The 14,559-nt window shown below is 65.3% G+C and carries 13 protein-coding genes; 6 read left to right on the top strand and 7 right to left on the bottom strand.

What is annotated here, in order from left to right; translation table 11 throughout:
- Window positions 1-5 precede the first annotated feature (5 nt).
- The 3 genes from H7A76_RS06280 to H7A76_RS06270 all read left to right on the top strand — a co-directional run bounded on the left by H7A76_RS06280 (window position 6) and on the right by H7A76_RS06270 (window position 2,707).
- Entirely contained in the window at window positions 6-1,142 is a 1,137-nt protein-coding gene (locus H7A76_RS06280; RefSeq protein WP_185697702.1) for an NAD(P)/FAD-dependent oxidoreductase, read from the top strand.
- A gap of 30 nt (window positions 1,143-1,172) precedes the next feature.
- The gene (locus H7A76_RS06275; protein ID WP_185697701.1) at window positions 1,173-1,550 is read left to right on the top strand and encodes a RidA family protein; all 378 of its coding nucleotides are present in this window, start codon (window positions 1,173-1,175) and stop codon (window positions 1,548-1,550) included.
- A 101-nt stretch (window positions 1,551-1,651) separates the two neighbouring features.
- Window positions 1,652-2,707 (top strand): hypothetical protein, encoded by a 1,056-nt coding sequence (locus H7A76_RS06270; protein WP_185697700.1) that lies wholly within the window; start codon window positions 1,652-1,654, stop codon window positions 2,705-2,707.
- Window positions 2,708-2,802: 95 nt separating this feature from the next.
- Here the strand turns inward: H7A76_RS06270 and H7A76_RS06265 are convergent, their stop codons facing one another.
- Window positions 2,803-5,964: an efflux RND transporter permease subunit gene (locus H7A76_RS06265; RefSeq protein ID WP_185697699.1), complete on the bottom strand. Its 3,162-nt coding sequence runs from the start codon at window positions 5,962-5,964 to the stop codon at window positions 2,803-2,805.
- Window positions 5,965-5,976: 12 nt separating this feature from the next.
- Entirely contained in the window at window positions 5,977-7,182 is a 1,206-nt protein-coding gene (locus H7A76_RS06260) for an efflux RND transporter periplasmic adaptor subunit (protein ID WP_185697698.1), read from the bottom strand.
- Window positions 7,183-7,272: 90 nt separating this feature from the next.
- On the opposite strand from H7A76_RS06260, the gene soxR reads away from it, so the two are divergent.
- Complete coding sequence (soxR, locus tag H7A76_RS06255; protein WP_185697697.1) at window positions 7,273-7,758, top strand: redox-sensitive transcriptional activator SoxR; 486 nt, start codon at window positions 7,273-7,275, stop codon at window positions 7,756-7,758.
- A 48-nt stretch (window positions 7,759-7,806) separates the two neighbouring features.
- Here soxR and H7A76_RS06250 read toward each other — a convergent pair whose 3' ends face one another.
- Together H7A76_RS06250 and H7A76_RS06245 are read right to left on the bottom strand one after the other, a co-directional pair.
- On the bottom strand, window positions 7,807-8,994 hold the full coding sequence (locus H7A76_RS06250; protein ID WP_185697800.1) for a type II toxin-antitoxin system HipA family toxin: 1,188 nt from the start codon (window positions 8,992-8,994) through the stop codon (window positions 7,807-7,809).
- 8 nt (window positions 8,995-9,002) lie between these two features.
- Window positions 9,003-9,254, bottom strand: a complete 252-nt coding sequence (locus H7A76_RS06245; RefSeq protein WP_185697696.1) for a helix-turn-helix transcriptional regulator — start codon at window positions 9,252-9,254, stop codon at window positions 9,003-9,005.
- Window positions 9,255-9,492: 238 nt separating this feature from the next.
- Here H7A76_RS06245 and H7A76_RS06240 point away from each other — a divergent pair, with 238 nt between their 5' ends.
- Entirely contained in the window at window positions 9,493-10,431 is a 939-nt protein-coding gene (locus H7A76_RS06240; protein ID WP_185697695.1) for a cyclase family protein, read from the top strand.
- A 67-nt stretch (window positions 10,432-10,498) separates the two neighbouring features.
- On the opposite strand, the gene H7A76_RS06235 is transcribed toward H7A76_RS06240, so the two are convergent.
- The 3 genes from H7A76_RS06235 to H7A76_RS06225 all read right to left on the bottom strand — a co-directional run bounded on the left by H7A76_RS06235 (window position 10,499) and on the right by H7A76_RS06225 (window position 13,638).
- A complete protein-coding gene (locus H7A76_RS06235; protein ID WP_185697694.1) occupies window positions 10,499-10,948 on the bottom strand; it encodes a GNAT family N-acetyltransferase in 450 nt (149 codons plus the stop codon).
- A 66-nt stretch (window positions 10,949-11,014) separates the two neighbouring features.
- Window positions 11,015-12,655 (bottom strand): glycosyltransferase family 39 protein, encoded by a 1,641-nt coding sequence (locus H7A76_RS06230; RefSeq protein WP_185697693.1) that lies wholly within the window; start codon window positions 12,653-12,655, stop codon window positions 11,015-11,017.
- A gap of 110 nt (window positions 12,656-12,765) precedes the next feature.
- The gene (locus tag H7A76_RS06225) at window positions 12,766-13,638 is read right to left on the bottom strand and encodes an EamA family transporter (protein WP_185697692.1); all 873 of its coding nucleotides are present in this window, start codon (window positions 13,636-13,638) and stop codon (window positions 12,766-12,768) included.
- Between the two features lie 115 nt (window positions 13,639-13,753).
- Between H7A76_RS06225 and H7A76_RS06220 the strand changes: the two genes are divergently transcribed.
- Window positions 13,754-14,536, top strand: a complete 783-nt coding sequence (locus tag H7A76_RS06220; protein ID WP_185697691.1) for a helix-turn-helix transcriptional regulator — start codon at window positions 13,754-13,756, stop codon at window positions 14,534-14,536.
- Window positions 14,537-14,559 lie beyond the last annotated feature (23 nt).

The raw sequence follows: 14,559 nt of genomic DNA, 5'->3' as shown, positions 1-14,559 counted from the left end.
TCGCCATGCACGACACCCCATGCTTCGACTTCGTCATCATCGGCGGCGGTATTGCCGGCGCCTCCCTGGCCTACCGCCTGGCCGGCCAGGCCAGCGTGCTGGTGCTGGAACGCGAATCGCAGCCGGGCTACCACGCCACGGGGCGCTCGGCGGCGATGTTCATGGAGGCCTACGGTACCCCGCAGATCCAGGCCCTGACTCGCGCCAGCCGGGCCTTCTACCAGCAACCGCCGGAAGGCTTCAGCGAGCACCCGCTGCTCGAACCCCGGGGCTGCCTGTATGTCGCCAATCACGAACAGCTGGAGCAACTGCAGCAGACCTACGACGAAACCCGCGCCCGTTCCGCCAACGTGAGCCTGATCGACACCGACCAGGCCAGGGCGCTGGTGCCCTGCCTGCGTCCCGAAACCACCGCCGGCGCCATGCTGGAAACCGCCGCCCAGGACCTGGACGTGCACGCCCTGCACCAGGGCTTCCTGCGGGCCATGCGCCGCTCCGGCGGAACCTTGCAGTGCGACGCCGAGATCGTCGAAGCCTTGCGCGCAGACCGCCATTGGAACCTCACGCTCAAAGATGGCCAGCGGCTGCAAGCCCGCAGCCTGGTGAACGCCGCCGGTGCCTGGGCCGACGAAGTGGCCAGGTTGTGCGGCGTGGCGCCCATTGGCCTGCAACCCTGCCGGCGCAGCGCCTTCACTTTCGAGGGCCCGCAAGACACCGACTTCAGTCGCTGGCCGGCGGTGATCGGCATCGATGAAAGCTTCTACTTCAAGCCCGATGCCGGCCAGTTGCTTGGCTCTCCGGCCAATGCCGACCCGGTGCCGCCCCAGGACGTGATGCCCGAGGAGCTGGACATCGCCACCGGCATCTACCACATCGAGAACGCCACCTCGCTGAACATCCGCCGTCCGCGCCACAGCTGGGCCGGCCTGCGCTCCTTCGTCGCCGACGGCGACCTGGTGGTGGGCTGGGACGACGAATGCGAAGGATTCTTCTGGCTCGCCGCACAGGGCGGCTACGGTATCCAGTCGGCCGCCGGCGTCTCGCAACTGGCCAGTGCCCTGCTGCTGGGGCAACCGATCCCCGAAGAGCTGTTGAGCCAAGGCGTCGATCCGCAGCGCCTGGCCCCTGAACGCTTGCGTTAATCCAAAAACCCCGTCCACGAGGAATATTCCATGTCCAACGAAATCCAGCGTTACCCCAGCTCCCTGCCCTTGCCCTTTTCCAGGGCGATCCGGGTCGGCGGCTTCCTGTTTCTCTCCGGGCAGATCCCCATGAGCGCCGAAGGCGAAGTGGTACGGGGCGATATTCGCATCCAGACCGACGCGGCCATGCAGCGTATCGGCGACACCCTGGCCGAGTGCGGCGCCAGCTTCGACCAGGTGGTGAAAAGCACCGTCTGGATCACCGACATGCAGCACTTCGCCGGCTTCAACGAGGTGTACCAGGGCTACTTCAAGAACGGTTTCCCGGTGCGCTCCACGGTCGCTGCGCAACTGGCGCTGGGTGTGGACGTAGAGATCGAAGTCCAGGTCTGGGTCGGGGACAACTGAGCCACCCGCCCAACCTTCAAGTGCGATGCCCAGGATGACCACGACCCTCCAGCGCCGTGGCGTCCTCCTTACATAACAAGAACAATCCGAGGCCAATCGTCATGAAAGAAAGTCTGAAGATCGCCGGCGCCTTCGTCGGTGTGATTGTCGGGGCGGGGTTCGCCTCCGGCCGGGAACTGCTGCTGATGTTCGTCGACTTCGGCGTCTGGGGCCTGCTCGGGGCCGTGGTCAGCGCCGCGCTGTTCACCTTCCTCGGCATGGCCCTGGCCAGCCTCGGCAGTCGCTTGCGGGCTGCCTCGCACAAGGACGTGGTGCATGCCCTGTGCGGCCGGCACCTGGGCGCCCTGGTGGACTTGATGATCACCTTCTTCATGTTCGCCGTGACCGTGGTCATGCTCGCCGGCGGCGGGGCCTTGCTGGAGCAGCAGTTCGGCATCCCGGCGATCACCGGCAGCGTGCTGGTCACCCTGGTGGTAGTGGCCATCGTTTGCCTGGACGTGCACAAGGTGATCGGCATGATCGGCGCGGTGACCCCGTTCCTGATCGTCACTGCCGTGGGCATCGCCCTGTATGGCGCCGCGACCCGCCACCTGGACTTCCAGCAACTCGACCAGCTGGCCGGCCGGCAGCAGGCCGGGGCCAGCCACTGGCTGCTGGGCGCCCTGCTCTACGTCTCCTACAACATCGTCGCCGGCGTGCCGATCCTGGCGATCATGGGTGGCGCGGCCAAGGGCGAGAAACAGGCCATGTGGGGCGGCATCCTCGGTGGCGCGCTGCTGGGCCTCTTGATGCTGGTCATGAGCCTGGGCCTGTTGTCACGCCTGGACAGCGTGGCGGACCTGCCGATGCCGATGCTGTCGATCGCCAACGAGGTCTCGCCGCTCCTGGGCCTGCTGATGGCGCTGATCATCTTCTGCATGATCCTCAATACCGCCGTCGGCACCCTGTACTCCTTCTCCGCCCGCCTGTTGCCCGCCGGCACCCGGCAGTTCCGCCTCGGTTCCATCGCCGCCGGGGCCCTGGCCTTCGCCGGCAGCCTGGTGGGCTTCATCAGCCTGGTGGGCCAGGTCTACCCGTTCTTCGGCTACCTGGGCTTCCTGCTGATCGCCGCCGTGGTCATCGGCTGGCTGCGCCCACGGCGGCTGGCCATGGCGTAAGGCGCCAGTTCGGATAGGCTCGGTACAAGCCACAAAAGCCCGGCCTGAACCGACAGCGGGTGCCCGAAGGCACCCGCTGTCTCGTTGCACCAGCCCTACGGCTGAACCGGCTCGGCCTGCGCCAGGGCATGCACCGAACCACCGGCCAGCTTGCGCAGGGTCACGTAGAACACCGGGGTCAGGAACAAGCCCAGGAGCGTCACCCCGAGCATGCCGAAGAACACCGTGATCCCGGTGGCGGCGCGGATTTCGCTACCGGCGCCCGTACCGATCAGCAACGGCACCGCCCCGGCGATGAAGGCCACCGAAGTCATGACGATCGGCCGCAGGCGCAAGCGACAGGCCTCCAGCGCTGCGTCGACGATGCCCCAGCCCTGGGCCTCCAGCTCCCGGGCGAACTCCACGATCAGGATCGCGTTCTTGCAGGCCAGGCCCATCAACACCACCAGCCCGACCTGGACGAACACGTTGTTGTCGCCGCCGCTGAGCCACACCCCGCTCAAGGCCGCCAGCATGCACACCGGCACGATCAGGATCACCGCCAGGGGCAGGGTCCAGCTTTCATAGAGCGCCGCCAGCACCAGGAACACCAGCATCACCGCCAGGGGGAAGACCACCAGCGCCGCATGGCTCTGGGTCACCTGTTGATAACTCAGGTCGGTCCACTCCAGGACGATGCCCTTGGGCAGCACCTGGTCGGCGATCTCCTGCAACTTGACCAGGGCCTGGGCCGAGGACAGCTGCTTGGGGTTGGCATCGCCGATCATCCCCGCCGCCGGATAGCCGTTGTAGCGCACCACCGGGTCCGGGCCGAAGGTGTGGGTGACGGTGATCATCGCCGCCAGCGGCACCATCTCGCCCCGGTCGTTGCGCACCCGCAGCGCGCCGATGTCCTCGGCGCTCTGGCGATAGCGGGCGTCGGCCTGGGCCATCACCCGGTACACCCGCCCGAACAGGTTGAAGTCGTTGACGTAGGCCGAGCCCAGGTAGACCTGCAAGGTGTTGAACACATCGCTCAGGGCCACGCCCTGGGCCTTGGCCTTGACCCGGTCGACCTGCACTTCCAGCTGGGGAATGTTGGCCTGGTAGGAGCTCACCGGGAAGCTCATGCCCGGAGTCCGGGCCACGGCCGCCTGGAAGGCGCTCATGGCCCCTTGCAGGGCGCCGTAGCCCAGGCCCTCGCGATCCTCCAGGTACAAGGCGTAGCCCGAGCCGTTGCCCAGGCCCTGGATCGGCGGCGGCAACAGCGCATAGGCGAAGCCTTCATGCAGTTGCGACAGCTTGGCGTTGAGCTCGGCGTTGATCTGCGCGGCGCTGCGGGTGCGCTGGTCGAACGGCTTGAGGATGATGTACGCCGCCATGACGTTGGGGGTGTTCGTTCCCTGCAAGGCGTTGAGGCCACTGAAGGCTGGCGCCATGTCCACGCCCTCCACGCTCAGGGCCGTGTCGATGACCTTGCGCGTCAGCTCGTCGGTGCGCGCCAGGGAGGAGCCCTCGGGCAGCTTGGTGCCGGCGAACAGGTAGAGCTTGTCCTGGGTCGGGATGAAACCGCCGGGCACGATCTGGAACAGCCACACCGTGGCCACCAGCAACAGGCCGTAGATCGCGAAGACACTGCCGCGATGACGCAAGATCCCGGTGACCGAACCCTGGTAGCGCTCGGAGCTGCGATTGAAGAAGCGGTTGAAGACCTTGAAGAAGCCGCCCAGCAGGCGCTGGATCAGGCGTTCCAGGGGGTCCTTGGCGGCATCGTGGGGCTTGAGCAACTTGGCCGCCAGCGCCGGCGACAAGGTCAGCGAGTTGATCGCCGAGATCACCGTGGAGATGGCGATGGTCACCGCGAACTGCTTGTAGAACTGCCCGGTGACGCCCGAGAGGAAGGCCATGGGCACGAATACCGCGCACAGCACCAGGGCGATGGCGACGATCGGCCCGGAGACCTCCTTCATCGCCCGGTGCGCGGCTTCCCGCGGACGCAGGCCCTGGGCGATGAAGCGCTCGACGTTCTCCACCACGACGATGGCGTCGTCCACCACGATGCCAATGGCCAGCACCATGCCGAACAAGGTCAGGGTGTTGATCGAGTACCCCAGCAGGTAGAGCCAGGCGAAGGTGCCGATGATCGACACCGGCACCGCCAGCAGCGGGATGATCGAAGCCCGCCAGGTCTGCAGGAACACGATCACCACCAGCACCACCAGGATCACCGCTTCGATCAGGGTGTGCTGCACCGCGGCGATGGACTCGCGGACGAACACCGTCGGGTCCCAGATCGCCTTGTAGGCCACGTCCTCGGGGAAGTTCTGCGCCAGCTCGTCGAACTTGGCATAGACCGCATCGGCCACCTGCAGGGCGTTGGCCCCCGGCAGCAGGAAGATGCCCACGGTGGCCTGCTCCTTGCCGTCCAGGGAGGCGCGCAGGGTGTAGTCGCCGGCCCCCAGCTCGATGCGCGCCACGTCGGCCAGGCGCACCACCTGGCCGTCCCTGCCGGACTTGAGCACGATATCGCCGAACTCCTGCTCGCTGCGCAGGCGCCCGCGAACGTTGATCGACAACAGGAAATCGGCTTTCTGCGGCGATGGCTCGGCCCCCAACTGGCCCGCCGAGACCTGCACGTTCTGCTCGCGCACGGCGCCCAGCACGTCGGCCGCCGTCAACCCGCGGGACGCCAGGGCATCGGGGTCCAGCCACAGGCGCATGGCGTAGTCGCCGGAGCCATAGACCCCGACATCACCGATGCCGGGCAGGCGCGACAGGGCATCCTTGACGTGCAGGGTCAGGTAGTTGCGCAGGTACAGCGAGTCGTAGTGGCCTTCCTTGGAATACAGGCTGACGTACATCAGCGGGGTCGGCGACTGCTTCTGGGTGGTGACGCCGTATTGCCGCACCTCCTCCGGCAAGCGTGACAACGCCTGGCTGACGCGGTTCTGCACCCGCACTGCCGCGGCGTCCGGATCGATGCCGGGGCTGAAGGTCACGGTCAGGGCCAGGGTGCCGTTGGAGCCGGCCACCGACTTCATGTACATGATGCCTTCGACACCGTTGATCGCCTCCTCCAGGGGCACCGCCACCGACTCGGCGATCTCCTTGGGGTTGGCGCCGGGATAGGTGGCGCGGACCATGACGCTGGGCGGCACCACCTCGGGGTATTCCCCGGAGGGCAGCAGCGGGATCGAGATCAGTCCCAGGGCGAAAATGATGATCGACAAGACAATGGCGAAGATCGGCCGGTCGATGAAGAACTTCGAGAAATCCATGGTCCGTCTCCGTCAGTGGGCCGACAACGCCGGGGCATCTGGGCTCAACGACGGTTTCGCGACGGGCGGCGCCACCTCCTTGGGGCGGATCGGCATGCCGGGGTAGAAGATTTTCTGCGCGCCGCTGACCACCACCTGGTCACCTGCGGCCAGGCCCGACTCGATCACCCGCAAGCCATCGAGCAAGCGCCCGAGGGTCACGTCCTTGCGCACGGCCTTGTCCTCCGGCCCCCGCACATACACGTACTTGCGGTTCTGGTCAGTGAGGATCGCGCGATCGTCCACCAGCAGCGCCTGGGTTTCCCCGGCGCCCTCCAGGCGCACCCGCGCATACAGCCCGGGGGTCAGCTTGCCCTCGGGGTTGGGTAGCACCGCCCGGGCGCGGATGGTGCCGGTGGTGGCATCCACCCGGTTATCCAGGAAGTCCACCTGGCCACTGAAGGGAAAACTGTCGCGCTGGCTGGCCAGGCCGACCCGCACCTGATGGGCCAGCCCCGGGCGCGCCCCCGCCCCGGCCTGGTCGCTGTAGCGCAGGAAGCTGTGCTCGTCGGCATCGAAGTAGACGTATATCGGGTCCTGGGACACCACCGTGGTCAGCACCGTCTGGTCGGCCTGGGCCAGGTTGCCGGCGGTGATCTGCGCCCGCCCGGCACGCCCGGCGAACGGCGCCCGCACCTGGGTGAACCCCAGGTTGAGCCGGGCCATGGCGACATCGGCGATGGCCGCATTGACCTGGGCCTGGCCCTGGCCCAGGGAGGCGCTGCGGATATCGCCCTCCTCGCGGGAAATCGCCGCCTGGCGAACCAGCGCCTGGCCGCGCTGGTCCTGGGCCCTGGCCAGACGCAGCGAAGCCTGGGCCTGCTGCAGGCGCGCCTCGGCGCTGGCCAGGGCCTCGCGGTAAGGCCGCGGATCGATCTCGAACAGCACCTGGCCCTGGCGCACCTGTTCACCATCGCGAAACGCCACGCGGTCGACATAACCGCTGACCCGTGGCCGCAGGTCGACGGTGTCCACCGCACTGATGCGCCCGTTGAACTGGTCCCACTCGCGGATAGTGCGCAAGGCCAGGGTACTGACCTCCACCTCCGGAGCCTGCGCCGCCGGGGGCGCCTTGCTTTCACCACAGGCCGCCAAGGCCAGGACCACGCCGTACAACGCCACACCTCGCGATACACCACGGGCCCGGTAGAGAACTCGCTGGGCTGAATTCACGAACATGCACTCCCCGACAATCGAACATTGGTTTTTTTGCTGCCGGCACGGTACAAGTTAAAGTCAACTTTAAGTAAAGCCCTCCCAGGAGCGAGCATGTATTCCCAAGGCGATCCCCACCTGACCATCACCGAAATCGCCCGACGCAGCGGGGTCAACGCCTCGGCGCTGCGTTTCTACGAGTCTCGCGGGCTGATCAATTCAGCCCGCTCCGGCAGCGGCCACCGGCGCTATCCACGCTCGGTGCTGCGGCGTGTGGCCTACATAGTGTTCGCCCAGCGGGTGGGCTTCTCCCTGGAGGAAATCAGCGAGCAACTCGACGGCCTGCCCAACAACCACGCCCCCATGGGCGAAGACTGGCAACGCCTGTCCGCCACCTGGAAAGCCCGGGTGCAACAACGCATCGCCGAGCTGGAACGGCTGAACATGAGCCTGGAGGAGTGCATCGGCTGCGGCTGCATGTCCATGGACCACTGCAAGATGAACAACCCGGGGGACATCTACTCGCGCAACGGCTGCGGCGCCCGGCGCTGGATCGGCGACGAGAAGATCGATGTGGAGGCGTTGCGGGGGGAAGCTTGAATTTCTGGCAGCTCACTGGCTATCGGGGCTGCCAGCGTGTGCCTGGAGCTAGCCGAAGGTTCTCATGAACGGCTCGGCACACTGCCTGATTGCGGCGACGACCTGGGGCGCTTGTTCAACCCATTCTGGCGAACGGGCCAACACCCGCTCCACAACTTGTAGTTGCTCGCGAATGACCTCTTCGGGCCGCGCTACATCACAGACCCTGGCAAATTCCAGCAAGCCTTGGCGCGAAGAGAACAGAGACTTGTTGCCAAGCAGATCCAGTGCCAGGACATCTTCCGGAATATACGCCGTGGTATTGACGATGTCGTAGGCCGGCGCAAGCCGTGCGTTGCGCTGGGTAGGGTCGGAGTACAACAGGCCGAAATTCTTCAGGTGGGCATCGCCATTACCCACGATGCAACTCAGGCTTACCATGGCAAACAACTGGGCCAGCGAGGCCCGCACCTGCTCGGGCGCACAGAACAGGCGGACTGCCTTGGCAATCGCCGAATAACTCTTGCTGTACTTCTGTTCGGTGCCCAGCCCCATCAGCGCAGCCATGTCCTCGAACCCCAGTGGATCGAGCCGCTCGTCCCGATCGAAGCGACGCATGACGAACAATTTGCCGTTGGCGGATAGATAGAACTCCGGAACCGCAATCCCCGCCTCCCGGGCCATGGACATGCAAAGAAATTCGTTGATCGCCAGCCCTGGAAACTCATCCCGGCCACTCTTGATGATCAAGTCGGAAGTCTTCGAGGTAAAACGCGGTGACATGGCGTCCTGCTGCTCAGGCACCAGCACCTTGGGCTGAACGCCCGAGATACCGGCGCGCAGGATGTAGCGATCCACCAGGCCAGCGAAAATATCCTCGGCGCCGTCCCAGGCCAGGATTTCCTCAAGCCGTTCTCCGGCAAACTGCTGGCGTTGCAAGAGCGTATCGATTTCAGGGGAATGCACCATTACCCGGCCGATGGGAGAACTGCTGCCAGACAGGGCCAACAGCAACATGGGATCGATGCTCACCAATTTGGCCAGACGGTTGCGCAACTGCTCCAGCACATAACCTTCCGGCAGGTTCATCTGGAAAATCGGGTGCAGTTCGCGGTAGCGGTATTCCTCCAGGCGCACAGGCATCAACAGACTGATAGCGGCCTGGGCCACAGCGTCTTCGTGGTAGCGAAACAGATAGTCCCCGGCTGTATTGAAGACCTTTCCGCTCCCTCCCTCTGGCGTTGCGACTTGCAGCATGGCCGGCTTCACTCGAACACTCCCTGGATCTCATCCAATGTGGGCATGGCGGCAGGCATCAGCGTGAACTCACAGTCCAGGGCTGCCAGTACTCGTGCGTAAGCCATCATGCCCACCGACAAATCGCCCCTTTCGATGGTTATGACTTTCTGCCGGGTAATGCCCGCCAAGGACGCCAAGCTGGCCTGGGTCAACCCGCGGTTCAGGCGGCGCTGGCGAATCTGCTCGCCTAGACGCAATGCAATGAGCGCATGATCCATGTTCTATATACGTAACAGTCAAACATTAAAGTAACGTATACATTACCTATAAAAAAATCAAAGCGACTCAGACCAGTTGCATTCCAGGCCCCAGGAGAAGCGGCTCCTGACCATCGGCGATACGGATTCCAGCCGCTATTCCTGACTTCTACGAACAACTGTATTGAGCATACCTGCCTGTTTCCCCCAGGCCGCGCCACGTACCTTGGCCCCACTGCAACTTGCCAAGGACTTTCCCATGTTCAATCGCTTGATCCTGCCCTTCACCCTGCTGTTTGCCATCGGTGCGGCCCATGCCGCCGATACCCAGAAGTGGTACCCCTCCAAATACGGCGCGCAAGACGAGATCGGCGCGGCCAACCTGCTGGATGCCCAATCGGTGCTCGATGCCGCGAAGCTGATCAAGACCGGCAAGACCTACCCGCTGGCGGTGCCCATCGACAAGAACCTGCCGGCCTTCCGCCACCGCAGCTTCCACCTGACCAACGTGCAACCCGGCGAAGCCGGCGGCACCTCCCTGGGCCCCAACCACTTCACCTTCAACGATGAACTGGTGGTGGGCTGGACCGGGGTCGGCACCCAACTCAACGGGATCGGCCATATCGGTATCGACAACGTCTACTACAACGGCAATCGCGCGGCGGACTTCGTCAGCGTCGAAGGCGTGAAGAAGCTCGGTATCGAGAAAGTGCCGCCGATCGTGACCCGGGGCGTGGTGCTGGACATGACCGCCGTCTACGGCAAGGCCATCGTCCCGGAGAAGACCGAATTCACCGTCGCCGACATCCAGAAAGCCCTGGACCGGCAAGGCGTCAGCATCCGCAAGGGTGACGTGGTGCTGTTCAACACCGGCTGGCTGGAGCTGATCGGCAAGGACAAGCAGAAATTCCTCGCGGTCGAGCCCGGTATCGGCATGGAGGCCGCCAAGTGGCTGGTGGACAAGCAGATCGTGGCCTTCGGCGGCGACACCTGGGCCTCGGAAATCTACCCGGCCAAAGATGGCCAGGAGTTCCCGGTCAACCAGTACATGCTGGCCAAGAACGGCATCTACAACCTGGAGCTGATCGACAGCCGCGCCCTGGTGCGGGACCAGGCCTGGGAGTTCATGTTCGTCCTCGGCCAACCGCTGTACAAAGGCTCGACCCAGGTCAACATCAACCCGGTGGCGATCCACTGATCGACTGACCCGGGTACGACCCGGCCGCGCCCTCCCCCGGAAGGCGCGGTTTTTTTATCGCCCTTGCTCAAAGCGGGCGCTCCATGACCAGGGTCCGCTCCTCGCCGTCGAACTGCTCGCGCACCGTGCGAAACCCCAGGCGCGCATAAAAACCTTCGGCGGTGATCGAGGCTGGGACGATCAACGACTGCGCGCCGGCCTCCCTGGCCGCTTGCTGCAAGACGGTCATCAGTTGCCGGCCGACACCGCGCTTATGCCAGGAGGGCTCGACGAACAGGGTACGCACCACATTGGCGTCCAGGCTGGCGGTGCCCACCAGCACGCCATCGACCCAGGCGACGAACATCCGCCGGCGCTGCATCAGCTGCAGCACCCCGGCGGCGGTGAAACCGTGCCGGACCCGTTCGATCACGCTTGCCGGATAATCCCGGGCATTGCTGGTGAGCAGCGCCGCCAGGATCACCTGGCTGATCCGCGGGGCATCGGCCGCTGCGGCTTCCCGTACCTGACACTGCATGAGCGCTCCCTGCCTGGCCCTGGTCAAAGGGCCAAATTACGTTGTGGAGCGCCGGCTGCCAAGGCGCTAGGGCAACCGGAACACCAGGCTGGCATTGTCGTTCAGGCGCCCCTCGTACACCGGCTGGAGCTGTTCCAGCGAGGTGCCCCGGAGCCTCTCGCGCTCCTTGCGTGTCACTATCACCCAGGAGCCGTGGGGCAACCGGTCCAGCTGTTCCGGAGCATCACCCATGACGAACAGCGGACGCTCGTCGTAGTCCAGGTTCATCATGTAGCGCACCGCCCCGGTGTCCTGGCCGAGGTCGAAGAATACCAACGGCCCTGGGCGTTCGGCACGCAAGCGCTCGACCTGGGAGACGAAGCCCCGGGTGTCGTATTGCCGGTCCTTGGCCGGGTCCAGCACCGATACCAGCAGCCACCATTGCGCCGCCAGGGCCAGGCCACTGAGCACCACCAGGCGGCGTCCCTGGTCTGCCACGGTGCGCCGCCAGTGATACAACGCCAGCGCTTGCAGCAAGGCAAAGATGACGACCAGCAACGGCATCGACACCGGCGGCCAGTAGCCGTGCTTGTGCCAACTGTGGCGCAAGACAAACAGCACCAGGATGCACAGCCCCGGCAGCAACGCCACCAGCCACTGGTAGCCCTGGCCCAGGCGGGCCATCCCGCCCTTGGCGTTGAGCAGGCCATGGGCCGCCACGGCAGCGAACATCGGCACCATGGGCAGGATGTAGTAGGCGCGCTTGAAGTGGGGCAGCGATAGTCCGACCAGGACCATCAGGCCGCAAGCCCCCAGGCGCAGTACCAGTTGCAACTGCGCGTCGACATGCCGTCGCGCCCACTGGCGCCGGAGCCCCCAGAGGGTCGCCAGGGCCAGCAGCATCACCGGGAAATAGCGATACAAGGCCAGCTGGAAGTAGAAGTAGAACGGCTCGCCGCTTTCATCCAGGCGCCCGCGAACCTGCATGTCGTAGACCTGCCGGACAAAACCGTCACCGCCGCTGATATAGGCAAGCTTCATCAGCAGCCACCAGCAGCCGGCCAGAAGCGCCAGCCCCGCGATGCCGTAACCCACTACACGCCTGAACATCGCCTTGCGCGCTTCTGGGGTACGAGCATCGCCCAGCAACCAGTAGAAGCAGATCACGCCACACACCTCCACCAGCCCCAGGGGCCCGCGGATGGCGAAAGCCAGCACCAGCAGCGGCAACACCGCCAGTTGCCGCCACCGCGAGCCCGTCTGCTCGCCAGTGTGCAGCAGGTAGAAGGCGCCCAGGCACAACAGGGAAATCATCTGGTCCAGGCAAACCGAGCGCGACTTGTCGAGCAACTGGCTGGTCAACGCCGTGAGCAGTACCGAGAGCAAGGCCCAGGTTCGCCCCTGGGGCGCCAGCAGGCGATACAACAGGGCCAGCACCCCGGCCGAGGCCAGGGCCGTGGGCAGGATATTGGCCAGGTGGTTGGGGGCGCCGAACGCCTGGGCGAACAGGTAGCTGAGAAAGGTCGCGGTTGCGGGGTAATCCGGATAGGGCTGGCCATAGGTGGTGGGAAACAAACTGGCACCGTGGCGAAACATCTCCTGCAGGAAAAACGCCCAACGCCCATCGAAGCCCTGGGGCTGCTCGTCCCAGATGCCCCAGGTGAACAACACCAGCGCCACCAGGTAGACCGCCCAGGACTCGACACCGAAACGCTTTTCTCGAACCATCTTCGCTCCACCAGAAAGTGCCGTTGCCAGGGCTCGGCGCAAAGCAGGCAATGTTGCCGGAGCGGGTACTGAACAGTGCCTGAACGACCCTTGAAAACCGCTGCGCTTCTTCAGCGGGCCAGCGCCAACCGGCGCCAGCGCACCTGGCCCACCACCAGCGCCAGCAGCACCAGGGCCATGGACAGCCCGTCGTCCAGGCTGATGCCTTGGCCCAGCAACAACATCGAGCCCGCGGTACCGAACAGCGGAATCAGCAGCGACAAGGGCGCCACCCGTGATACCGGGTACTCGCGCAGCAGCAGGTTCCACCCCCAGTAGCAGAAGTGCGTCGCGGCATAGACCTGGAACAACAGCGACAGCACGGCGGCCCAGCGGAACGGCCCAAGCACTTGCACGAACGGCGCCGGGCCGTGGGCCAGCCAGGTCAGCGCCAGCAACGGCAGCGGCGCGAAGAGACTGGCCCAGACCACGAAGGCGAATACCTCGCGCACCCCGCAGCGCTTGATGATCACGTTGCCCAGGCTCCAGCTCAAAGCGCTGGCCAACAGCAAACCATAGCCCTGGCTGGTGGCCTGCCCGGGGCTGGAACCGATGATCCGCAACAGGCCCCAAAGGGCGATCGCCATGGCCAGCCACTGTGCCGGGCGCAAGCGCTCACCGAACAACAAGGCTCCCCAGCCCAGGGAAAAGAACGCGCTGAACTGGATCAGCAACGACGCGGTGCCAGGGGCGACGCCCTGGTCGATCCCCAGGTTGATCAAGGCCCACATGGCCACGCCGAAGATCAACCCATAGGCCACCAGCCAACCCATGGCCACCTGCGGCCGTGGCACCAGGAACACCCAGGGCAACGCCGCCAGGGTGAAACGCAGGGCCGTGAGCAGCAATGGGTCGATGCTCGCCAGTCCGAGCTTGGTGATGGGAAAGTTCAGGCCCCACAAGGCCGTCACCAGCAAGGCCAGGAGCCAGTGTTTGTTCTGCATGTCGCACGATCCGTGGAAAGCGGTCGTGGGCCAGTCCCCGACCGGGTCGCCACTATCGCCGCTCGACCTGCTGGCCCGCTTGCAGTATCAGGTCAGATACCAGTAAATTCGGGCCATGCCACCCATCACCCTCGACCCGTACCAGGATTCCCCACGGGATGCGCTGGTCACCGCCATCGACTACCAGGACGGACAGCACTTCGCCGAGCACCAACATCGGCGCGGGCAGTTCGCCTACGCCGCTTGCGGGGTGATCAGCGTATTCACCGACCAGGGCAACTGGGTGGTGCCGCCACGCCGGGCAATCTGGGTTCCCGCCGAAGTGCCCCACGCCATGCACATGAGCGGCTCGGTACTGATGCTCAACACCTATGTCCACCCGCAGGCGGCGCAACGCCTGGGCCTGCCGGGGCATTGCCAGGTGCTGGAGGTTTCCGAGCTGCTGCGCCAGTTGCTGCTACGTGCCGTGGACGTTCCCGCGCACTACGCCACCGAGGGGGCCCACGGCCAGTTGATGGGCCTGTTGCTGCACGAGATCGCGGCGATGGCGCCGCTGTCGCTCAATGCCCCGCTCCCCGCCGAACCGCGCCTGATGAAGGCTTGCCGCAGCCTGCTGGAACAGCCGTCGCTGCAATGGCCAGTGGATGAAATGGCCCAACGGGCCGGCATGAGCCGCCGCACCTTCACCCGCCTGTTCCGCCAGCACACCGGCATCAGTTTCGTGGAGTGGCGCCAGCAAGCCTGCCTCTTGGCCGCCGTGGTACGCCTGGGCAATGGCGAACCCGTGACCCGGGTGGCCATGGACCTGGGCTATAGCAGCCCGAGCGCCTTCACCGGGGTGTTTCGCAGGATATTGGGGCAGGCGCCCAGTCGCTACTTCGCCCGGGACCGGGCCTGAAAGGCCGCAGGCCCGGCAGTTGA

It is taken from the genome of Pseudomonas sp. MSSRFD41, from assembly GCF_014230245.1.
GTDB lineage: Bacteria > Pseudomonadota > Gammaproteobacteria > Pseudomonadales > Pseudomonadaceae > Aquipseudomonas > Aquipseudomonas piscis.
Note: the sequence above shows the minus strand (reverse complement) of the source record. Positions and strands in the feature narration are given on the sequence as shown.

What these genes read in the sequence shown, in the direction of transcription:
- H7A76_RS06275 (WP_185697701.1), top strand. Translation starts at nt 1,173, where the DNA reads ATGTCCAACGAAATCCAGCGTTACCCCAGCTCCCTGCCCTTGCCCTTT.
- soxR (WP_185697697.1), top strand. Translation starts at nt 7,273, where the DNA reads ATGTATTCCCAAGGCGATCCCCACCTGACCATCACCGAAATCGCCCGA.
- H7A76_RS06225 (WP_185697692.1), bottom strand. Translation starts at nt 13,638, where the DNA reads ATGCAGAACAAACACTGGCTCCTGGCCTTGCTGGTGACGGCCTTGTGG.
- H7A76_RS06240 (WP_185697695.1), top strand. Translation starts at nt 9,493, where the DNA reads ATGTTCAATCGCTTGATCCTGCCCTTCACCCTGCTGTTTGCCATCGGT.
- H7A76_RS06235 (WP_185697694.1), bottom strand. Translation starts at nt 10,948, where the DNA reads ATGCAGTGTCAGGTACGGGAAGCCGCAGCGGCCGATGCCCCGCGGATC.
- H7A76_RS06250 (WP_185697800.1), bottom strand. Translation starts at nt 8,994, where the DNA reads ATGCTGCAAGTCGCAACGCCAGAGGGAGGGAGCGGAAAGGTCTTCAAT.
- H7A76_RS06270 (WP_185697700.1), top strand. Translation starts at nt 1,652, where the DNA reads ATGAAAGAAAGTCTGAAGATCGCCGGCGCCTTCGTCGGTGTGATTGTC.
- H7A76_RS06245 (WP_185697696.1), bottom strand. Translation starts at nt 9,254, where the DNA reads ATGGATCATGCGCTCATTGCATTGCGTCTAGGCGAGCAGATTCGCCAG.
- H7A76_RS06280 (WP_185697702.1), top strand. Translation starts at nt 6, where the DNA reads ATGCACGACACCCCATGCTTCGACTTCGTCATCATCGGCGGCGGTATT.
- H7A76_RS06220 (WP_185697691.1), top strand. Translation starts at nt 13,754, where the DNA reads ATGCCACCCATCACCCTCGACCCGTACCAGGATTCCCCACGGGATGCG.
- H7A76_RS06230 (WP_185697693.1), bottom strand. Translation starts at nt 12,655, where the DNA reads ATGGTTCGAGAAAAGCGTTTCGGTGTCGAGTCCTGGGCGGTCTACCTG.
- H7A76_RS06260 (WP_185697698.1), bottom strand. Translation starts at nt 7,182, where the DNA reads ATGTTCGTGAATTCAGCCCAGCGAGTTCTCTACCGGGCCCGTGGTGTA.
- H7A76_RS06265 (WP_185697699.1), bottom strand. Translation starts at nt 5,964, where the DNA reads ATGGATTTCTCGAAGTTCTTCATCGACCGGCCGATCTTCGCCATTGTC.